The following is a 20,388-nucleotide window of genomic DNA, read 5'->3' on the forward strand; positions in this document are numbered from 1 at the left end:
TGCCTCCTTACCCGGTGTCCCCTGAGACACCAAAAGCATCATCAATAACCGCCTTCAGCGCATCGCGTTCAGCAGCGTAAGCATCCATCCTCTGCTGGTGCAGGTCTTGGATTTGGGTGAACTGGTCTTCAGCTTCCTTCATGAGTCCAGCAAAGCGGGTATCAATTTCTGACTTCAACAGTCCTGCCTGCTGACCCGCGAATTCTTGTAAAAGTGTCATTGAGTGTCCCTACCTGATGAAGCCATTGATGAATGTTGTTGCCTTGGCGCGTCCCCACAATGCACCCCCGCCCATCACCGCGATGATGCCGCCGTATAGCCAGTCCTTTGCCTCTGAGGGGATTTCAATGCCGAAGTGCTGTGATACTGAGGTGGCGATCACAGACACGAACCCAGCGGCGACAAAGCCCGTTACGGACGATTTCACCAGCGGCTTCTGGTTAAGCTCCTTGTAGGCTTCTGCTTGGCGCTCTTTACGCTTCTCTGCTACCCACGCATAGTATTCAGCCGGGAGTTCTGGCAGGTCGTCATTGACGCTGTACTTGGGGTGATTTGAGAAGTCAGGCTCAGTGATAACCACGGGTTCATCAGAAGCGCCTTGCAGGGGAGGATGGTTTGGCATGATTGGCTCACTCACATAGGCGTTGGTCAGTGCATCAAAGAAGGTGGCGTAGTACCCGGCCACCAGTTCACCGCGATTGGCAACGCCAGCCGCCGTGGTTTTCTTGTCACTGTAGGTCTTGTCACCATTGATGATGTTGCGGGCATCGAATACACCCTTGGCGCTGGTGAAATCGAAGTCAGACAGTTTGTGCTTGCGAAACAGGCCATCGCGCATACCGATCAGGAGTATCTTGGCGGCGTACACGGGGTTCAGCGCAAGGCTGTAATTGGTGGCGAGCGGGATGTTTAGGATGCGCCCGAACTTCGCGTAGTTGGTATGCCACGTAATCTGTACGAACGCACGACCGTAGGCGTTACCATAAGGCTTTCCCGCGCCCCTGCCATACTCCTCAATGGGTTCCATCCTGCCGTCAGTCTCGTGGTACGTGACGGCAAGAGCATAGGAAAGGTGTTGTAGGTCATCCCCGTATTCGCCAGTCTCCCACTCATTCAGAATGGCATTCACCCCATCAACAGCCGCTTGAGGAATTCCACGCAGGAACAGGCGCTTATACCGTAAGGCATTGTAAAAGGCTTTGCGGTCAATCATTGGTTCCACCAGAAACGCAAAAGGCCAGCTTGTTACGGCTGGCCTTTGAAGTGTCTTATCAATTTGCAGGAAAACTAAGTTCAGGGATTATTTTGAGATTAGCGATAAGTGTACTGATTAGGGGTACATCAGTCAATCTATCGCAAAAAATTTATCTATTAAAAACAACACTGTATAGACTCTGTACTAGATTTCACTTGAACTTTGATGCCCACCAATGCCTGCCTTGCGCGTTTCCTAGCCTTCTTCTCAGTGTTGGTGATGGAATGGCTGCGGTAGGCGTAATACGCTTTCAACGCTTCCTGCTGTCTGTAGGTACAGCGTTCCATGATTTCCCCGTGCATTGCCTCTGCATCATCCTCATCAACAGGGTCGTCATGTTCTGTGTATCCACCCTTGGCAGGCTTCGGCGCGAACTGCATGAGTGATGCGGATGGTGAACGGGTGATTTGCCCGGTGGCTCTCCCGATCTCCACGGTGTTGTACTTAAACCACCAGCGTCCCCAGTTCCACAGGCGGGGTTCAATGCCTGACTGCATGTGTTGCTCAAGATGGCTGGCGATTATTGACAGGTAATTCATTGTGTCTCCAATTCGGTGTGGCAATTCTGAAGTGTTCCGCCGTATATCCGAAAAACGCTGTGATGGCTATCACATTAGACCTAACATCAACATTGGCCGAGTGCGTTGAAAATACGCAACTAACGGTGGTTTTTGGGGTGTTTTCGGTACTTGTTACGGTATCAGTAATTATACCGCCAAGGCTTATTTAATATAAACAAATACTTGGAGTTAAAATGGGCAACATTCTCTATATCATTACCTCGCTAAGTGTTGGCGGCGCACAAAAAGCCCTGTTAAATCTAGCCACGTCTGCATTCAGTGATGATTACAAACCTTATGTCATCTCATTAGTAGAGGTGAATGGCGTGCAGCAGCAGTTTGCCGAAACTGGCATTCCTGTGCATGTCCTCGGTTTGAATCGGGTGAAAGCATTACCGTGGTTATTGCCGCGTTTATGGCGTTTGGTACGCGAGATTCAGCCGACCGTGATTCACGGCTGGATGCACCACGGCAATTTGTTTGCAACACTGGCATGGTTGTTTGCCAGTCGTCGCCCACTATTGTTGTGGGGAATGCATCACACGCCGGAAAAAGCGACGTTGGAACGTGCGCAACATGCCTTTGTATTGAAAGCAGGGCGGTGGTTGTCACGGTTTCCGCAGCGCATTGTGTATGTGTCGCGGCGCAGTATGCAGCGTCATGCTGAATTGGGTTACGCCACCCAACACGCGCAAGTGGTGGCAAACGGTATTCCGCTGGGTAAAACCAGTCGTCGTGCGGAATATTACGTCAGTGTGCGCGAAGAATTGGGTATACCAGCGCACGCGCTGCTGATCGGCAGCCTTACCCGTTACGTGCCAGAAAAAGATATTCCCAACCTGCTAACGGCGATTCGCTTGATGCAGGAGGGCGGGCAAGCGGTACATTTCTTGCTGGCAGGCGAGGGGATGGAGGCTAGCAATCCTGCGTTGCAACCTTTGCTCTCGACACTTCTTGATCAGTCCAATGTACATTTGTTGGGTGTGCGTACCGATGCGGCGCGACTGATTGCGGCGTTGGATATAGCCACGCTGTCGTCGCAACGCGAGGCGTTCCCGTTATTTTTGGCGGAAGCGATGGCGGAAGGTGTGCCGTGTGTGGCAACGGATGTGGGCGATATTGCGGAATTCGTGGCAGAAACGGGTTTGATTGTGCCAGCAGGTGATGCGCCCGCTCTAGCGCAAGCGTGGTCGAATCTGCTGCAACAAAGCGTTGCCCAACGGCAGGCATTGGGCGAACAGGCTAAACAACGGGTGGCAGCGCGTTACAGTTTGGATGCTGTGGTCAACACCTATCGCCACTTATTGCAGGATGAACTTTACTCCGCTTCCAGCACGTAAGGCAGCTCCAATACCTTCACGGCATATTCACCGAAGCGCAGCGGTTGAGTGACTTCGGCAATTTTCATGACCGCCAGCGCTTCCACGTAGCCATCGGGGTTCAAGGTGGCGTTGAGAATCGTACCTGCTTCAGCGTCATTTGTGCTGGCGATGTTCGTGCCGACCGCAGGCACAGCCACACAATGGGGAATGCCAACGCGGTACATCTGGCGTTTGCTCTTGCCCAAATATTTCAAGCGAGCCACGATTTCCTGACCAGGGAAGCAGCCTTTGGTGAAACTCACACCGTTGATCAGGTGCATGTTCAGCATTTGTGGTACCCATGCTTCCGAGCTGGCTTGCGTGACCATCGGTACGCCGGACAGGACGTTGAAATATTCCCAACTGCTGCGCCCGACACACGCGGCATTGACGTTAAGGCGTTCCCACAGTTTGCGGGCTTCATCGAGTTCACCCAGAATCTTGAAACGCGGAATTGGCGCAGGCTGACGCATAATCGTCAAACCACCGCTTTGCAGGGTGTCGTAGGCATTCGCGGGTGCTTTGCCGAGAATGGCTTGCAGACGTACATCGCCATCCGGTGCGGCATAACCGAAATGCACGAGGCTGGCACTGGCATCTTCTAGCGCAACTTTGGAGCGCATGACGTACATGCGTAAGCGTTTCAATATAGGCTCAAGTAAATCGCGAGCCACGCTCAGGTAGTAAACGCCTTGGCGCTTGGTGATGAAGAAGGTGGCGAGCGTGCGACCTTTGGGGGTGCAATACGCGCTGAGTTGCGATTGCGTGTCGGAAACTTGGTTAATATCGTTGGTTAGCTGACCTTGCAAGAAAGTCGTGGCATCTGCACCACTGACGCTGATCAGACCAAAATGGGCTAAGTCGCAGAGGATCGCACCTTGTGGGGGAATGCGGCGTTCGCGTTCGGGGTTGCCAAAAGAAACGAGTGAGTCACCGCTGAATTCTGCGCCGTGATCAATGAGGAAGGTTTTCCATTCTGTTTTCATCATGACTTCCTGAGTGGGTGGAAAGGGGGCGAAACAGTGTTCGCCCCTGAAAAGCACTTATTTCTTTTCTTCCGTCGCGGCTGGCGCAGGTACTGCTGCTGGAGCAGGCGCTGCCGCCGCTGGTGCTGCTTCGGCGGCGGGTTTGGCTGCTTCTGCTGGCAAGGTGACTTTAATGTCTGCTTTGGTTTTCAGCTCATCCATGTACGCCAGCATTTTTTTCTGCTGGTATTCACGTTCCAGTTGTGGCTTGAGCGTTTCCATTTCCGGTGGTTTGACGTCACGGCGTTCTTCCAGCTTGATGACGTGGAAACCGAATTCGGTTTGAACGGGTTCTTTGGTATACGTGCCAGCTTCCATTTTAGCGACGGCTTCCGCGAAAGGCTTAACCATTGTGCTGGGTTTGAACCAACCCAAATCGCCACCTTGACCAGCGGATGGGCCATCGGAAGATTTCTTAGCCAAGTCAGCGAAATCTACCTTATTGTCCAGTTCTTTGATGATACCTTCGGCTTCGGCTTTGGTTTTCATCAGGATATGACGCGCTTTGTATTCAACTTTTTCGCCGCTGGTGCGTTCTTCGTAGGCTTTTTTCAGCTCTTCGTCAGTCGGTTTGAAGGCAGCGGCTTTTTCTTGCGTCCATGTATTCAATACCAGACGGTCAGTCGCATCTTTAATCTTGTCTTTGATTTCTTGACGTTCGGTCAAGCCCGCTTTGTTGGCTTCTTGGCGTGCCAACTCAGTAATGATCAGGTCGTCGAGAACAGATTTTTTATCCACTTGCGCACCCGGCATTCCGCCGACCATGCCCATGACATTGTTCAGGGTTTCCTGAGTGATTTCTGTGCCATTGACGGTGGCGACAACGACTTTATCTTCAGCGTACAGGCTAGTTGCCATCAGCGTTAACCCAACCAGCCCGGTTGCGATAATATTGTTAGTGTTGAAACGCATGGTTAGCTTTTTCCTCTGTAATGATTATGGTAAAACTTTTTTGAACGGTTTGACGGTCACACGCTGGTAAACACCGGCTGCTTTGTAGGGGTCAGCTTCTGCCCAGCGTTGCGCCGCTTCCAAGGAGTCGAATTCAGCAATGATGACACTGCCGCTGAAGCCTGCTTCACCCGGATCTTCGCTATCAATCAATGGGTTAGGGCCTGCAACAAACAAACGACCTGCATCGCGTAATGCCAGCAGACGCTCTACGTGAGCGGGGCGGGTAGCAAGCCGTTGTGCCAGACTGTTTTCAACATCTTCGCCAATAATGACATATAACATAGAGATAGTGTCCTTAACGTTTTGTAACTATTTAGTGGGGGTGTCGGGGGTGTCGAGCGCATGTTTTTGCAGGTAGAACACTTGCGCAATGATAAAGGCAAAGGTCAAGCCCAATACACCGAACAGTTTAAAGTCTACCCACACTTCTTCACTGAAGTTGTACGCAATCACCAGATTCAGCACGCCGATGAAGACGAAAAAGCCTGCCCACAGCCAATTGACTTGCAACCAGATAGCCGCTGGCACTTGAACCGCGTTCGACATCATGCGTTCTGTTAGGGTCTTACGCGCTCCAACGTATTGGCTGATAATGAAGGCGAGCGCAAATCCCCAGTTGATGATGCTGACTTTCCATTTGATGAAAATCGGGTCTTTCAAGAACAGGGTGAGTGTGCCGAACACGATCAAAATGGCGAGTGTGATTAAGTGCATCTTCTCAAACCGGCGGTGTAGCGCGAAATACAGCGCATTTTGCACGATAGTCGCTAAAATGATGACCAATGTCGCCATCAGGATGGCATCTTTCGGTTCATTCTGGTTAAGTGCCATTAATGGAAACTGGTTGGCGGCTGCAATCCATTCAGGTGGCAGCGCCCCGAAAAATTTGTACACCATAAAGAACAGTGCAACCGGGAAAAAGTCAAACAGGAACTTCATACGTATGGGTATAATTGGTTAAAGTTAAACATTCTAAACGATAATTGTGCAATGAGTCAGTATTTTCAAATTCACCCAGAAAACCCCCAGATTCGCTTGATTCGTCAGGCGGTCACGATTATTCGTGAGGGCGGTGTGGTCGTTTTTCCGACCGATTCCAGTTATGCGATTGGTTGCCATGTGGGCGACAAGGCGGCGATGGAGCGTATCCAGCGTATCCGTAAAGTCGATACTAAGCATAATTTCACGCTTGTGTGCCGTGATTTGTCGGAGATTTCTCTCTACGGGCAAGTGGATAATATGAATTACCGCTTGATCAAATCTTTGACACCGGGGCCATACACCTTCATTCTACAGGCGACCCGTGAAGTGCCGCGCCGCTTGCAAAACCCTAAGCGCAAAACCATTGGGGTGCGTTTGCCGGATCATGTGGTCACGCAAGCCTTGCTACAAGAGTTGGGTGAGCCGTTGATGTCCAGCACGCTGATTTTACCGGGGGAAGATCTGCCGATGGTTGACCCTTACCAAATTCGTTTGTCGTTGGAACATCAGGTCGATCTGATTATTGATGGCGGTTTTTGCGGGCATGAACCCACCACAGTGGTGGATTTAATGGAAGCACGTCCGGTCATTTTGCGCGAAGGCAAAGGCAATACTGACTGGCTAGTGGAGCATTGATCTCGATGGATTTTGACCTTAATACCTTTTTGTACGGGCTGGCAACGTGGGCAATTCCGGTGTTGTTTGCGATTACCCTGCATGAAGTAGCACACGGTTGGGTAGCCAACAAACTGGGCGATAGCACCGCGAAAATGCTGGGGCGTTTGTCGTTGAATCCGATCAAGCACGTTGATCCGATGGGCACAATCGCTGTGCCTGCCGTGTTATTGCTGATTGGTTCACCTTTTTTGTTTGGGTGGGCGAAACCTGTTCCGGTGAATTTCCGCAACCTGAAAAATTACCGCAGCGATATGGTGATGGTCGCCGCTGCGGGGCCTGCTGCAAACCTGTTCATGGCGGTGCTGTGGATTATCTTATTGGTGTTGTTTGCCCAGACGATTCCCGATGAAAATATCGCCCGTGGGTTTATGGATATGAGCCAAAATGGGATTATGATTAATCTGGTGCTGTTGGTTTTCAACCTGTTACCGATTCCACCCTTGGACGGCGGGCGGGTGCTCTCTGGCTTATTGCCCGTCTCGCTCTCGCGTTATCTTGACGTGATCGAGCCGTATGGGATGTTTATTGTGTTCGGTTTACTGTATTTTGGTGTGCTAAATCAGATTGTTGCCCCCATCGTGAACATCTTGGCGGATATGTTAGCCAGCCTGTTCCTCTAGCTTTTGCATGACATTCATAACGAATAAAGGTATTTGCCGCGTGAGTACTACGCCTTCGCATAATCAGCGTGTCGTTTCAGGGATGCGCCCAACCGGATTGTTACACCTCGGTCATTATCACGGTGTGTTGAAAAACTGGGTAGAAATGCAGCTCAATTACGAGTGCTTTTTCTTTGTTGCCGACTGGCACGCCTTGACGACGCATTACGAAACGCCGGGTGGCATTTCCCAGCACGTCGAAGACATGGCAATTGACTGGCTGGCTGCGGGGATTAGCCCCAGTTCCGCGACGATTTTTACGCAGTCGCATGTACCGGAACACGCTGAATTGCACCTATTGCTGTCAATGATTACGCCGCTGGGGTGGTTGGAGCGCGTGCCGACCTATAAAGATCAGCAGGAAAAACTCAAAGAGCGTGACCTTGCGACTTACGGTTTTCTCGGCTACCCGTTGCTGCAATCGGCAGATATTTTGATCTACAAAGCGGATCGTGTGCCTGTCGGTGAAGATCAAGTGGCGCATATTGAGTTAACCCGTGAAGTGGCGCGACGTTTCAACCATTTGTACGGGCGTGAGCCAGATTTCGAGCAAAAAGCCGAACAAGCCGCGACTAAGATGGGCAAGAAACAGGCGAAAATGTACCGTGATTTGCGCCGTCAATACCAAGAGCAAGGTGATGCCGAAGCCTTGAGCGTGGGGCGTGCCTTGCTGGAATCACAGCAAAACCTGTCGATTGGCGATCGTGAACGCTTGTTTGGTTATTTGGAAGGGTCGGGTAAGATTATTCTGCCAGAGCCGCAAGCGGCACTGACCAAAGCCTCGAAAATGCCGGGGTTGGATGGGCAAAAGATGTCCAAGTCCTACAACAATACCATCGCCTTACGGGAAGCACCGGAGAGTGTGGACAAGAAAATCCGCACCATGCCGACGGATCCAGCGCGTGGACGGCGCACTGATCCCGGTGATCCGGCAAAGTGTCCGGTATGGCAATTCCACGAAATCTATTCTAACGACACCACTAAGCAGTGGGTGCAGGAAGGTTGTCGCAGCGCGGGAATTGGTTGCCTCGAATGCAAGCAGCCAGTGATTGCGGCGGTACAGGCTGAACTTGCGCCGATCCAACACCGTGCGGCGGAGTTTGAGGAAGACCGTGGGCGGGTACGGGCTATTTTGCGTGAAGGTGCGGAAGCCGCACGGCAAGTGGCACGCGAAACGCTGGCGGATGTGATGGAAGCGATGCGCTTTACTCATCATCAGCGATGAGTGTTTCCCTGAAGGGGATGCCGTGGGCAGTGGTGCGGGGTGAGCAAGTCATCGCCATGCCGGAGGATTTGTACATCCCGCCCGATGCGCTGGAAGTCTTTTTGGAAGCCTTTGAAGGGCCGCTGGATTTGTTGTTATACCTGATCCGGCGGCAAAATTTCGATATTTGCGACATTCCGATTGCACAGATTACCGAGCAATACGTGGCTTATGTCGAGCTGATGAAAGATTTCAAGCTGGATTTGGCAGCGGAATACTTGTTGATGGCGGCGATGCTGGCGGAAATCAAATCGCGAATGTTGTTGCCGCGTTATATTGAAGTGGTCGAAGAAGACGATCCGCGTGCGCAATTAATGCGTCAGTTGCAGGAATACGAGCAGTGCAGGCAAGCGGCTGCTGATTTGGATACCTTGCCGCGTTTGGAGCGCGAGCATTGGGCGGTGCAAACGACTGCGGATTTCCCCAAAGCACCGCGTCCACAACCGGAAGTCGGGCTGCGCGAATTGCTGCTAGCGTTTCAGGATGTGTTGAAACGTGCCGATATGTTCACTTCTCATCAGATTCGGCGCGAACATTTGTCGATTCGCGAGCGCATGACGCATGTATTAGCCCTGTTGCAAGCACACCCGTTTGTACCGTTTGAAAACCTGTTTCGGGTGGAAGAAGGGCGGCGCGGCGTGGTGGTGTCGTTGATGGCGGTGTTGGAATTGCTCAAAGCGCATTTGATTGATGTCGTGCAAGGCGATGAGGCGTATGCGCCGTTGTATATTCGCGCTGCCTCTTCAGGTTTCCTGCATGAATGTCCAGTCGATGTGTAAGTCACTGAACAAATTGCCAGCGGTCGGCTCATCCATGCCAAACATTTGTGGCAAGCCGTATTGCCCGTCGTCTTTGAGCGTATACACCATTACCCAGCGATCGGTTGGGTGAATAATCCAATATTCTTTCACGCCGTGGCGTTCGTATAACCAGCGTTTTTTGTCCATGTCCTTGAGGGCAGTAGACGGCGAAAGCACTTCGATAGCCCAGTCAGGCGCACCCCGACAGCCTTTGTCGTCCAACTTGTTTTTATCGCAGATGACGGCAAGATCGGGTTGGACGGTGGTGTCTATATCATCGTCGGCTTCGTCGTGGTTGGGCAGACGTATATCGAACGGTGCGGAATAGATGCTGCAACGCTTGTCCGTTAAATGCGAGCGTATCTGGAAACCTACCTCGAAACTGACCCGTTGATGTTGCCGTGATGGAGCAGCCATTGCATACGCGATACCCTCAATCAGTTCCCAACGCTCATCTTCCGGCCACTTGGCGTAGTCGGCGTAGGTGAAATATTGCTGTAACTGTTCTGCTGCACCCATTGTTCATGCTCCTGATTTTTCATTGCACTAGTCGTAAACATAGCATATCCCTTCTCATGGTCACGGATAAATTGTATGGTGTAATCTTGTTGTGAGTTAGGTTGGTAAATGCCAGAAGGTGAAATATGACGCACGCTATTACTATCAATGTATCGGATGCACTCTACCAGCAGTTGTATCAAGCGGCTTCCTTGTTCCAGCAGCCGACGGAAGCCATTATCCTTGATAGCCTGCGGCATACCCTCCCGCCTATTTTTGAGGATATTCCCGTTGGGTATCAAAATGATGTTTTTCCTTTATTGGCAATGAATGATCAAGAATTGCTTCAGGAATCTCGCCGGGTTTTTCCGTCAGAGCATTGGCAGAGCTACGAATCCCTACTGGAACAGAAAAAACTAGGGCAACTTCTTTCTGATGACGAGCAGGCATTACAAGCGTTGAGACGCGAGGCAGATGTGTTGACGTTCCGGCGTAGTTATGCCGCCGTGCTTTTGAAGCGGCGTGGCTATCGACTCACCCCGCCTCGTGGGGAGCTGCAAAGCGCATGAGTGCTATTTCTCAGGCAACGCGCAAACGCCTTGCGCAACAGGCGCTATTCCGTTGCGGGTATTGCTTGACGCAGGAACTGGTCAGCGGTGTACCGCTTACCATCGAACACTTGTTACCACGCGCTAAGGGTGGTGGTAATGAAGAGGAAAATCTTTGGTTATCCTGCCGCCTTTGCAATGAAGCCAAAGGGATTTTGACTGATGCCGTTGATCCTGAAACTGGCGAGCCTGCCCCGCTGTTTAATCCCCGTCGGCAACATTGGGGAGAACATTTTATCTGGTCTGATGATGGCACGAATGTTACTGGATTGACTCCGACGGGCAGGGCAACCGTTTCGGCTTTGTCCCTGAACACTGAATTTCGTGTCTGTACCCGTGCTTTATGGGTTGAAGTGGGTTGGCATCCACCTGAGTAGGAATTTGTCTAGCAGGTGTTACTGATAAGGCAGAAATCCCACAAAATATCGGTTACTATCCGTTTATCGGGGCTTCACTATCAGTTATCAGTATGCACGACATTTTTCTCAGTTATTCGACAAAAGACCGCGAGCGTTTGCAGCCGCTGTTTCAAGCATTGGAACGGCAAGGCTGGTCAGTGTTTTGGGATCACCGCACTATTAATATTGGGGATCATTGGAGCAAAAAGATTAACCATGCCATCCGTACCAGCAAGTGTGTGGTGGTAGTGTGGTCAACGGCATCTGTTGATTCTGAGTGGGTGTTGGAAGAGGCAAATGTCGCTAAACAGCGCAATGTGTTGCTGCCTATTCAAATTGACTCAGTGGATATTCCGGTAGGTTTTACCATGCGTCAGACGGGGGATTTCGTTAGTTGGAAGGCTGATGTCAACGATCCGCAGTTTATCCGGCTGGCTGAAAAAATCGGGGAATTGGTGGAGCAGCATGATGCTGAACAAGCCAAGCGTGAAGCAGCAGAAACCGCTGAGCAAGAGCGGCTTGCGCAGGAAAAAGCAGCCGTAGAGCAACAAGCACGCGATCAAGCGGAACAACAACGTCGTTTAGCAGAAGAAGCCGCAGAGCAAGAGCGGCTTGTACGGGAAAAAGCAGCCGCTGAGCAACAGGCTCGCGAGGATGCGGAACAACAGCAGCGTTTAGCAGAAGAAGCGGCTGAACAGAAAAGATTGGCAAAAGAAAAAGCATTGGCTGAACATGAAGCAGCATCACATCAGCGGTGGCTAGATGAGGCTCAAGCTCGTCTTGTGGCAGAGGAGGCAGCCAAGCAAAAAAAGCGGGAGCAAGAACGTGCTGAAGAACAAAAAGTTCGTGAAGAGCATGAAGAGATTGAGCGTCAGAAAAAAGCCCAACAAGAACAGCTAAGAAAAGAGAAAGCAGCCGCTGAGGAACACGCTCGCAAAGAAGCAGAACGGCAAGCCGAAGCTGATAAAATGAGTTCTCAGAACCAAAAGCCTCCTGTTAAGAAATTTCCCTTGATTCCAGCCCTCTTAATGTCTGCCGCAGCCTTTGGTGGTGGTGGTTATTATTGGCAACAAACTGGAGATCTGGCACAAGCCAAAGCTGCGTTAGAATCAGACGATAAAACCGCATGGTCTGATGCTGTTGCCCGTTTGACCACCTTAATAGCATCCGGTGATACTGCTGCCATGCAAGTATTGGGGGCTAGCTATTACGTGGGTCAGGGGGTTGATAAAGATCAACAAAAGGGGTGCCAGTTGTATAAACAAGCCGCTGATGCCGGTGACACTAAAGCCAAGGAAACGTATGAAAACTTACCAAAATGTCATTAAACGCCAAGGTTTCTCTGCCGGATTTGTGGGCTGGCTGCTTACTGGAGGGCTACTGCTGAGTCTCTCGGCTTATAGTGAAACCATAGAAGAAAAGCTGCAAGCGCAAATACAACAAGAAGCCCAAGAGAACGATTCCTTGATGGCTGGTATTTCCGCTGCCTATAAAAATGATTTCGCGCTTGCTGTACAGCAAATTCGCCCGTTGGCAGAACAAAATAATGGTACGGCACAGTTTTATCTTGCCCGCATGTATTTAATCGGTAAAGGCGTAGAGAAAAACGAAACCACCGCGATGGATTGGTTCAACAAAGCCGCTCCGTTACTCCAAGCAGATGCAGAACGCGGAATATCAGAAGCCCAATACGATCTTGGCTGGATGTACGAGATAGGCAAAGGGGTGAAGCAGGACAGTGCCGAAGCGGTGATATGGTTTCAGAAAGCTGCCGATCAAGGTAATGCGCTGGGGCAATTCAGTCTGGGGGCGATGTATAAGGGTGGCAAAGGAGTCAAGCAGGACAGTGCCGAAGCGGTTAAGTGGTATCAGAAAGCTGCCGACCAAGGCAATGCGAAGGGGCAAGTCAGTCTGGGTTATATGTATGAGACTGGCAACGGGGTGAAGCAGGACAGTGCCGAAGCGGTTAAGTGGTATCAGAAAGCTGCCGACCAAGGCAATGCGAAGGGGCAAGTCAGTCTGGGTTATATGTATGAGACTGGCAACGGGGTGAAGCAGGACAATGCCGAAGCGGTGAAGTGGTATCAGAAAGCTGCCGACCAAAGCAATGCACTGGGGCAATTTAATCTGGGTGTGATGTATCGGGATGGGAAAGGGGTGAAACAGGACAGTGCCGAAGCGGTGAAATGGTTTCAGAAAGCCGCCGATCAAGGTGATGCGGACGGGCAAGCCAATCTGGGCTGGATGTACGAGGCAGGCAAAGGGGTGACGCAAGATAGTACCGAAGCGGTGAAGTGGTATCAGAAAGCTGCCGACCAAAGCAATGCACTGGGGCAATTTAATCTGGGTGTGATGTATCGGGATGGGAAAGGAGTGAAACAGGACAGTGCCGAAGCGGTGAAGTGGTATCAGAAAGCCGCTGATCAAGGCAATGCGGATGGGCAAGTCGAGCTGGGCTGGATGTACGAGGCAGGCAAAGGGGTGAAGCAAGACAGTACCGAAGCGGTGAAGTGGTATCAGAAAGCTGCCGACCAAGGCGATGCACTGGGGCAAACCAATCTGGGTACGATGTATGAGAATGGCAAAGGGGTGAAGCAGGACAACGCCGAAGCGGTGAAGTGGTATCAGAAAGCTGCCGACCAAGGCGATGCGCAGGGGCAAAAAAATCTGGGTGTGATGTACGAGAATGGCAAAGGGGTCAAGCAGGACAACGCCGAAGCGGTGAAGTGGTATCAGAAAGCTGCTGACCAAGGCAATGCACAGGGTCAAGTCAATCTGGGCTATATGTTGTATAAGAGCGGTAAAGGGATGAAGCAGGACAACGTCGAAGCGGTGAAGTGGTTCCAGAAATCTGCCGACCAAGGCAATGCTAATGGTCAAGTTAAGCTGGGCTATATGTATGAGACTGGCAACGGGGTGAAGCAGGACAGTGCCGAAGCGGTGAAGTGGTATCAGAAAGCCGCCGACCAAGGCAATGCGCAGGGGCAATTTAATCTGGGTGTGATGTATGAGAATGGCAAAGGGGTCAAGCAGGACAACGCCGAAGCGGTGAAGTGGTATCAGAAAGCTGCTGACCAAGGCAATGCACAGGGTCAAGTCAATCTGGGCTATATGTTGTATAAGAGCGGTAAAGGGATGAAGCAGGACAACGTCGAAGCGGTGAAGTGGTTCCAGAAATCTGCCGACCAAGGCAATGCTAATGGTCAAGTTAAGCTGGGCTATATGTATGAGACTGGCAACGGGGTGAAGCAGGACAGTGCCGAAGCGGTGAAGTGGTATCAGAAAGCCGCCGACCAAGGCAATGCGCAGGGGCAATTTAATCTGGGTGTGATGTATGAGACAGGCAAAGGGGTTAAGAAATCCGCTACATCTGCCCTAAAGTGGTACAAGAAGGCTGCGGCACAGGGTAATGATTATGCAAAAGATGCATTGAAGCGGTTAGGTAAGTGACAGACTTACCTATCGTGCGAGATGATCACGAATTTGCTCGGATTCGGAGTGTTTATAAGGAAAAATAATGCAGCTTGAAACTATCCTACAAGCCATCCTGCTGACAGCAGACAAACCCTTGTCCCTCGACCAACTCGAAGGCTATTTTCCCCCCGAAGAAGGCATCCCCCGTTCCGCCATCCGCAGTGCATTACAGTCATTGTCGGTTGCTTGCGAATCCCAAAGTTTCGAGTTGAAAGAAACTGCGAGTGGTTTCCGCTTGCAAACCCGTGCCGAGTTCCAAGCGTGGGTGCAGCGTCACGAAGACATTCGTCCGCAAAAATATTCCCGGGCGTTTTTGGAAACGCTGGCGCTGATTGCGTGGCGGCAACCCATCACGCGAGCGGAAATCGAAGAAGTGCGTGGTGTCGCGGTCAATGCCAACGTCATTAAAACCTTGCTGGAGCGCGATTGGGTGCGCGTGCTTGGGCATAAAGAATTGCCCGGTCGCCCCGAAATGCTCGGCACTACGCGGCACTTTTTGGATTATTTCAACCTGAAATCTTTAGATGATTTGCCCAGTTTGGTGGATATTCAGAGCATGGATGTGGAGAAATTGCAGTTGACGTTGTTGGACAGTTAGAATCTGCCCTCAATCAAAAATGAGGAGTTTCACATGCCACAGCTTACCACACTGCTTTTCGACGTAGACGGCACACTGGCTGACACCGAACGCGACGGACACCGCCCCGCCTTCAACAAAGCCTTCCAAGAAGCGGGCTTGGATTGGGATTGGACGGTTGAACTTTACGCCGATTTGCTCACGGTCACGGGGGGTAAGGAGCGTATTCGTTACTTTGTCGAAAAATACCTGCCTGATTTTGCTCCGACTGAAGGTTTAGCTGAATTTGCGGCTCGGATGCACAAGCGCAAAACGCATTTTTATCTGGAGATGCTACAAGCGGGTGAAATTCCGTTGCGGGTGGGGGCGGAGCGTTTGATTCGCGAGGCGCGTGCTGCTGGATTGCGTTTGGGGATTGCGACCACGACCACGCCCGAAAACGTGACGTATTTGTTGAGATCCACATTGGGTGAAGAATCCATTGCTTGGTTCGAGTGCATTGCGGCGGGGGATATTGTGCCGAAGAAAAAGCCTGCACCGGATATTTACCTGTATGCGATGGAAATGATGGGGGTGCAGCCAGACGAATGTTTGGCGTTTGAAGATTCCGATAACGGTATTCGTTCGTCCACCGCCGCCAATCTGAAAACAATCGTTACAGTAAACGATTACACGCGTGACCACGATTTCAGCAAAGCCGTGTTAGTTGTTGATCAGTTTGGCGAGGCGGATGCGCCATTCAAGGTGTTGAGCGGTGACGCAGGCACTCATACCTACGTCACGCTCGACTTGTTACGCGTCTTATCAGTAGCCGCTTAACAGGGATTGGGCGCGATACGTATTCAAACGATTGCGCCAGCCGGGCAGCCATTTGGCTTCGCCACGTTCCGGTGCGGAATTGGCTATACGGCGTGTCAACACTTCTTCGGCGGCACGGGCAAATTCATCCAATGCTTGCGGGCCTGCGCTGACGGAGCGCATGGTCAGCAAGACTTGCATCAGACCCCAGCCTTGCCCGTTGTAACGTTCGGTGGGGCTGGTGCCTTCGCCTTTGAAGTTGACGTAATCCAGCAATGGATACAGCCCACGCTGGGTTTTTTCGATGGCTTGGTAGTTGTTTAATACGCGGTCACGGTCTTGCGGCGCAACTTGTGCCAGCATGGTGGGCAGAGCGCGGGTCAGGCGTTCCGACATGTAGTTCGCTTGAATATTCATGGTTTGTTGCAGGAAAGTGCGCAATTGCTGCATTTCGGGGTCATTGCGAGCGCGTTCAAACGCGGCTTTGTTTGCCCACGGCGCGGTTGTCACGGGGCGATTGGTTAACCATTGCGGGATGGGTACGCCTTGCGCTTTGGTGTAGTCGATCAAACCGGGAAAGGCTTCGGTGTAAGGGCCACGTTGCCCTGCCGGATACCAGATGAAATGCCCGATACCGAGGGAGGCGAATTCTTCGCGGTCATTCCAGACCACCAGTAATTCAGGATTGCCGCTGGTTTCGTTGCGGTAAACTTTATCCGCAATCCAGTTCAAATCTTTGGCGGGTACGACCGTCGCGGGTGGTTGCGTCATTTGTTGATTCATCGGTGCGCAAGCAGATAACCCCAAACCAGCCAGCACAGCCAGCGACAAGACTATTTTTTTCATCATCAGCCCTTGTTTCCTTGTAGAATAAAAAAGGTATTCGCCCGAATACCTGCATGGATTTAGGTTGATAGAGCGTTGTTATGAGTGAAAAGTTCCATTCCTTGACTAATGCCCGTGCCTAATGCCGACGATCGCGTTATAGTAAAATTAACTCATCATAGGAGGCTTGATGTTATGAAAGAAAAATTACAGCAGTTACTTGAAACATTAACCAGTGAACGCGGTGAATTGCGGGTGCGTTTGCACTTGTTGGGAATGGAAGCGCGTGAGGAGCTGGAACACGCCGAAACCAAATGGCAAAACATGCAGTTACGCTTGCGCGACGCGGGTTGGGAGTTGAACCTGAAAGCCAAGGAGGAAATTCACGATCTGGGTGAAAACGTGGATGAATTGCAGCATAAAATCGGTGACAAGGTAGCGGATATTCGCATCGAAGTAGTGGAAGAATTGCACGAATTGGGTGAGGAACTCAGCGAATTGTACCAGAAAATCCGCCGTCATTTCTGAGCGGTATGGGGCTAAATCCAGTACGGCAGTGGTTATATCTAGCGCTGGAAGAACAAAAAGGGAATGCGTGGGCACGCCTCATTAACCGCTTTCTGATGTTGTTAGTGGTGGTGAATGTCGTGGTGGTAGCGGTGGAATCCGAACACAGTATCTATGTGGCGCATGAACCGTTTTTCTGGTGGTTCGAGGTGTTTTCGGTGGCGGTTTTCACGCTGGAGTACGTGGTACGGGCGTGGATATGCGTCGAATCCAGTCAGGCTGATTTTCAGCGTCCACTGGAGGGGCGCGGGCGTTATTTGCTGTCGCCGAAAGCACTGGTTGATTTAGTCGCGATTTTGCCGTTTTACCTCAGCTTCTTTTTTGGCGTGGAAGATTTGCGCGTCTTGCGTAGCTTGCGTTTGTTACGTTTGCTGAAACTGACCCGTTATTCACACTCCTTGGGCTTGTTATTGGCGGTGTTGCGCCAAGAGGCTGACAATCTGGTATCGGCGTTGTTTATCCTGTGCATGTTGATTCTGTTGTCAGCAACGGGTATCTATTTGGCGGAAGGGCATGTGCAGCCGGATGAATTCGGCAGCATTCCCCGCGCTTTGTGGTGGTCGGCGGTGACAGTCGCCACGGTCGGGTACGGTGATATTGTGCCGATTACGCTTGTGGGCAAAGTTTTCAGCGGGATTATTATTGTGACGGGGATTGCGGTTGCGGCGTTGCCTGCTGCGATTTTAGCGTCGGGTATGATCAACGAATTGAAACGGCGGCGGGAAAATTTCCGCTTTGAGCTAGTAAGAGCGATGGAATCCGGTCAGTTGGATTTTGGTGGCTTGCGTTACCTCGAAAAAATGCGTGTGAGTATCGGCATCAGTCGCGCCGATGCTCGCCTTGTGTTTGAAGAGGTCAAGTAGGAAACACGCTTGCAAACCTACACCAATTGCCCGCATTGCTCGCAGCCGATGGTGATTAAGCATCCACCGGGACATATTCATGTGCGCCCTGCGAAGCGGCAGCGCTAGCCTGACATGATATAGGTCAGATAAGTGGATGCTTTGCGGAGTAGAATGGGGGGAAACTCACACCAATAGGAGTCAGCGTGCATATCACTCAAGACATCAGAAATATTGTCTTCACCGGACATACAGGCGCAGGCAAAACCAGCCTGATCGAAGCTTTGCTGTTTCAAGCAGGCGAAACCACTCAAGCGGGCGAGATTGAAAAAGGCAATACTGTCACCGATTGTGACCCGCTCGAACAACTCCATCAGCATTCCCTCTACGTTTCTGTCGCCACCGTCCACCATGCGGGGTGTCACATCAACCTGATTGATACACCGGGATACGCCGATTTTCAGGGGCAGGTATTAACCGCTTTATCCGCCGCTGATACCGTCGTGGTGGTTATCAATGCAGCGGCGGGTATTGAGCCAATGAGCCGCAAAATCATGGAGTGGGTTAGCCATCAACACCTACCCTGCATGGTGGTGATTAATCGCATTGACGCAGCTCCTGACAAACTCGAACAGCGTCTTCAGGAAATTACCGATGTCTTTGGGCGGGAATGTTTGCCGCTGGAGTTGCCCATCAACCACGCCGCGCAAGTGGTGGAAGTGTATGACCATGAATCCGGCACAGCAGACTTTTCTTCAGTGACGGTAGCCCATACCGCATTGATTGAGCAGGTGGTGGAAGCGCATGAAGCTGCGATGGAACATTATCTGGAAGAAGGTACTGTGCCTGCGGCAGAATTGCATGAAGCCTTTGAACAAGCGTTGCGTGAAAACCATTTAGTGCCGGTGTGCTTTGCCTCCGCCAAAACGGGCGTGGGTATTGCTGAACTGCTGGATATTTTTGCCAAACTTGCTCCCAATCCGTTAGAAGCCCCGCCGCATCCCTTTATTCGGCATAAAGGTGAGAAGACGGTGGCAGCGTGGGCTATTCCTGACCCAGATAAGCCCTTGCTGGCGCATGTTTTCCACGTGGAATTTGACCCGTTTGTCGGCAAGTTGGCGTTGCTGCGGGTGCATCAGGGTAGCTTGAAACTGGGCAGTCAGGTATTAGTGGGTGCTGAAGGCAAGCCCGTCAAAATTGGTCATCTGTATCGCTTGCAGGGTAAAGAGCGTATTCCTGTTCAGCAGGCAGTAGCGGGTGATATTTGTGCCATCGCGAAGATCAGCGAGATTGAGCCAGACACCATTTTGCATGAACGGCATGAAGATGATGGCATCGAAATGTCCGGCATGACGTTACCTACACCACTGGTGGGTTTTGCCTTGCGTGCCAAAAAACGCGGTGATGAGCAGAAACTGTCAGATGTTTTGCACAAACTGGTCGCGGAAGACCCTTGTTTGCGGATTGAATACGATACGACCGCCAATGAAACCGTGCTGCGTGGCTTAGGTGATTTACATCTACGCATTGCTTTGGAACGCATGGATAAGCAATATCATGTGGAAGTCGATGCCGCACCGCCTCGAATTCCGTATCGCGAAACCATTACCAAATCAGTGCAGGCACAATATCGCCATAAAAAACAAAGCGGCGGTGCAGGACAGTTTGGCGAAGTACAGCTTGACGTCGAGCCGCTGGAACGGGGTGCGGGTTTTGAATTCGTGAACCGTATTGTGGGGGGGGCGATTTCTGGTTCATTAATACCGGCTGTGGAAAAAGGGGTACGTCAGGTGCTGGCATCCGGTGCGATTAGCGGACATCCGCTGATGGACATTCGTGTCACGTTGGTGGATGGTAAAATGCACTCGGTCGATTCCAAGGAGATTGCCTTCGTGGTGGCAGGGCGCAAAGCGTTTATGCAAGCTGTTGCTGAGGCAAGCCCCATTATTCTAGAACCGCTGGTTGATCTGGAAGTAACCGTTCCGGCTGCTGCGATGGGGGATATTTCCGGCGATTTGGCGACCCGCCGTGCGCAGATTCATGATGCGCAAGCCGATGAAACGGGTAATATGATTATTCAGGCGAAAGTCCCACTGGCAGAACTTGAGGATTATGCCTCACGCCTGAATTCGCTAACGGCAGGAGAAGGGAGTTGGGCGATTCAGTTCAGCCATTATGAGCCGACCACGGAAAAGACCCAGCAAGCGTTGATGGCGCAGTACAAGGCTACTGAGGATTGAATAATTTCTTATAGTTAAGATATT

General features: G+C 51.3%; 23 protein-coding genes. 14 read left to right on the top strand and 9 right to left on the bottom strand.

Features of this window, described 5'->3' with window-relative positions; all coding sequences use genetic code 11:
- Positions 1 to 7: 7 nt before the first annotated feature.
- The 3 genes from J1836_RS02105 to J1836_RS02115 all read right to left on the bottom strand — a co-directional run bounded on the left by J1836_RS02105 (position 8) and on the right by J1836_RS02115 (position 1,794).
- Positions 8 to 220 carry a hypothetical protein gene (locus J1836_RS02105; protein WP_207249612.1) on the bottom strand — a complete coding sequence of 71 codons (213 nt, stop codon included), beginning with the start codon at positions 218 to 220 and terminating at the stop codon, positions 8 to 10.
- Positions 221 to 229: 9 nt separating this feature from the next.
- Positions 230 to 1,213 carry a hypothetical protein gene (locus tag J1836_RS02110; protein WP_207249613.1) on the bottom strand — a complete coding sequence of 328 codons (984 nt, stop codon included), beginning with the start codon at positions 1,211 to 1,213 and terminating at the stop codon, positions 230 to 232.
- A 158-nt stretch (positions 1,214 to 1,371) separates the two neighbouring features.
- Positions 1,372 to 1,794: a hypothetical protein gene (locus tag J1836_RS02115; protein WP_207249614.1), complete on the bottom strand. Its 423-nt coding sequence runs from the start codon at positions 1,792 to 1,794 to the stop codon at positions 1,372 to 1,374.
- A 215-nt stretch (positions 1,795 to 2,009) separates the two neighbouring features.
- Here J1836_RS02115 and J1836_RS02120 point away from each other — a divergent pair, with 215 nt between their 5' ends.
- Positions 2,010 to 3,155, top strand: coding sequence for a glycosyltransferase (locus J1836_RS02120; protein ID WP_207249615.1), 1,146 nt, complete (start codon positions 2,010 to 2,012; stop codon positions 3,153 to 3,155).
- On the opposite strand, the gene ygfZ is transcribed toward J1836_RS02120, so the two are convergent.
- From ygfZ to J1836_RS02140, 4 genes are read right to left on the bottom strand one after another with little or no spacing between them, the layout of a single operon-like run.
- On the bottom strand, positions 3,134 to 4,165 hold the full coding sequence (gene ygfZ, locus J1836_RS02125) for a CAF17-like 4Fe-4S cluster assembly/insertion protein YgfZ (RefSeq protein WP_242632700.1): 1,032 nt from the start codon (positions 4,163 to 4,165) through the stop codon (positions 3,134 to 3,136). The genes J1836_RS02120 and ygfZ overlap by 22 nt on opposite strands.
- Positions 4,166 to 4,219: 54 nt before the next feature.
- Positions 4,220 to 5,113 carry a peptidylprolyl isomerase gene (locus J1836_RS02130; protein WP_207249616.1) on the bottom strand — a complete coding sequence of 298 codons (894 nt, stop codon included), beginning with the start codon at positions 5,111 to 5,113 and terminating at the stop codon, positions 4,220 to 4,222.
- Between the two features lie 24 nt (positions 5,114 to 5,137).
- On the bottom strand, positions 5,138 to 5,437 hold the full coding sequence (locus J1836_RS02135; RefSeq protein WP_207249617.1) for a YciI family protein: 300 nt from the start codon (positions 5,435 to 5,437) through the stop codon (positions 5,138 to 5,140).
- A gap of 27 nt (positions 5,438 to 5,464) precedes the next feature.
- Complete coding sequence (locus J1836_RS02140) at positions 5,465 to 6,094, bottom strand: septation protein A (RefSeq protein WP_207249618.1); 630 nt, start codon at positions 6,092 to 6,094, stop codon at positions 5,465 to 5,467.
- Between the two features lie 51 nt (positions 6,095 to 6,145).
- Here J1836_RS02140 and J1836_RS02145 point away from each other — a divergent pair, with 51 nt between their 5' ends.
- The 4 genes from J1836_RS02145 (at position 6,146) to J1836_RS02160 (ending at position 9,516) form a co-directional block, all read left to right on the top strand.
- On the top strand, positions 6,146 to 6,772 hold the full coding sequence (locus J1836_RS02145) for an L-threonylcarbamoyladenylate synthase (protein ID WP_207249619.1): 627 nt from the start codon (positions 6,146 to 6,148) through the stop codon (positions 6,770 to 6,772).
- Positions 6,773 to 6,777: 5 nt separating this feature from the next.
- Positions 6,778 to 7,434, top strand: a complete 657-nt coding sequence (locus J1836_RS02150) for a site-2 protease family protein (RefSeq protein ID WP_207249620.1) — start codon at positions 6,778 to 6,780, stop codon at positions 7,432 to 7,434.
- A gap of 82 nt (positions 7,435 to 7,516) precedes the next feature.
- Complete coding sequence (locus J1836_RS02155) at positions 7,517 to 8,698, top strand: tryptophan--tRNA ligase (RefSeq protein WP_242632703.1); 1,182 nt, start codon at positions 7,517 to 7,519, stop codon at positions 8,696 to 8,698.
- Positions 8,695 to 9,516, top strand: coding sequence for a segregation and condensation protein A (locus tag J1836_RS02160; protein WP_207249248.1), 822 nt, complete (start codon positions 8,695 to 8,697; stop codon positions 9,514 to 9,516). The genes J1836_RS02155 and J1836_RS02160 overlap by 4 nt, the downstream gene beginning before the upstream one ends.
- On the opposite strand, the gene J1836_RS02165 is transcribed toward J1836_RS02160, so the two are convergent.
- The gene (locus tag J1836_RS02165; protein ID WP_207249249.1) at positions 9,481 to 10,056 is read right to left on the bottom strand and encodes a Uma2 family endonuclease; all 576 of its coding nucleotides are present in this window, start codon (positions 10,054 to 10,056) and stop codon (positions 9,481 to 9,483) included. The two genes, J1836_RS02160 and J1836_RS02165, sit on opposite strands and share 36 nt — an antisense overlap.
- 125 nt (positions 10,057 to 10,181) lie before the next feature.
- Between J1836_RS02165 and J1836_RS02170 the strand changes: the two genes are divergently transcribed.
- The 6 genes from J1836_RS02170 (at position 10,182) to J1836_RS02195 (ending at position 15,911) form a co-directional block, all read left to right on the top strand.
- Complete coding sequence (locus tag J1836_RS02170; RefSeq protein WP_207249250.1) at positions 10,182 to 10,604, top strand: hypothetical protein; 423 nt, start codon at positions 10,182 to 10,184, stop codon at positions 10,602 to 10,604.
- Positions 10,601 to 11,020, top strand: a complete 420-nt coding sequence (locus tag J1836_RS02175; RefSeq protein WP_207249251.1) for an HNH endonuclease — start codon at positions 10,601 to 10,603, stop codon at positions 11,018 to 11,020. Before J1836_RS02170 ends, J1836_RS02175 begins: the two co-directional genes overlap by 4 nt.
- 92 nt (positions 11,021 to 11,112) lie before the next feature.
- The gene (locus tag J1836_RS02180; RefSeq protein WP_207249252.1) at positions 11,113 to 12,369 is read left to right on the top strand and encodes a TIR domain-containing protein; all 1,257 of its coding nucleotides are present in this window, start codon (positions 11,113 to 11,115) and stop codon (positions 12,367 to 12,369) included.
- Positions 12,344 to 14,491, top strand: a complete 2,148-nt coding sequence (locus J1836_RS02185) for an SEL1-like repeat protein (protein WP_207249253.1) — start codon at positions 12,344 to 12,346, stop codon at positions 14,489 to 14,491. The genes J1836_RS02180 and J1836_RS02185 overlap by 26 nt, the downstream gene beginning before the upstream one ends.
- A 67-nt stretch (positions 14,492 to 14,558) precedes the next feature.
- Entirely contained in the window at positions 14,559 to 15,113 is a 555-nt protein-coding gene (gene scpB / locus J1836_RS02190; protein ID WP_207249254.1) for an SMC-Scp complex subunit ScpB, read from the top strand.
- A gap of 33 nt (positions 15,114 to 15,146) precedes the next feature.
- The gene (locus J1836_RS02195) at positions 15,147 to 15,911 is read left to right on the top strand and encodes an HAD family hydrolase (RefSeq protein ID WP_207249255.1); all 765 of its coding nucleotides are present in this window, start codon (positions 15,147 to 15,149) and stop codon (positions 15,909 to 15,911) included.
- On the opposite strand, the gene J1836_RS02200 is transcribed toward J1836_RS02195, so the two are convergent.
- Entirely contained in the window at positions 15,897 to 16,739 is an 843-nt protein-coding gene (locus tag J1836_RS02200) for a YajG family lipoprotein (RefSeq protein ID WP_242632666.1), read from the bottom strand. The genes J1836_RS02195 and J1836_RS02200 overlap by 15 nt on opposite strands.
- Before the next feature lie 171 nt (positions 16,740 to 16,910).
- Between J1836_RS02200 and J1836_RS02205 the strand changes: the two genes are divergently transcribed.
- The 3 genes from J1836_RS02205 (at position 16,911) to fusA (ending at position 20,364) form a co-directional block, all read left to right on the top strand.
- Positions 16,911 to 17,243, top strand: a complete 333-nt coding sequence (locus J1836_RS02205) for a hypothetical protein (protein ID WP_207249256.1) — start codon at positions 16,911 to 16,913, stop codon at positions 17,241 to 17,243.
- Between the two features lie 5 nt (positions 17,244 to 17,248).
- On the top strand, positions 17,249 to 18,145 hold the full coding sequence (locus tag J1836_RS02210; RefSeq protein WP_242632667.1) for a potassium channel family protein: 897 nt from the start codon (positions 17,249 to 17,251) through the stop codon (positions 18,143 to 18,145).
- 185 nt (positions 18,146 to 18,330) lie between these two features.
- The gene (gene fusA, locus J1836_RS02215; protein WP_207249257.1) at positions 18,331 to 20,364 is read left to right on the top strand and encodes an elongation factor G; all 2,034 of its coding nucleotides are present in this window, start codon (positions 18,331 to 18,333) and stop codon (positions 20,362 to 20,364) included.
- Positions 20,365 to 20,388 lie beyond the last annotated feature (24 nt).

The organism is Thiothrix fructosivorans (assembly GCF_017349355.1).
In the GTDB taxonomy this organism is placed as follows: Bacteria; Pseudomonadota; Gammaproteobacteria; order Thiotrichales; family Thiotrichaceae; genus Thiothrix; species Thiothrix fructosivorans.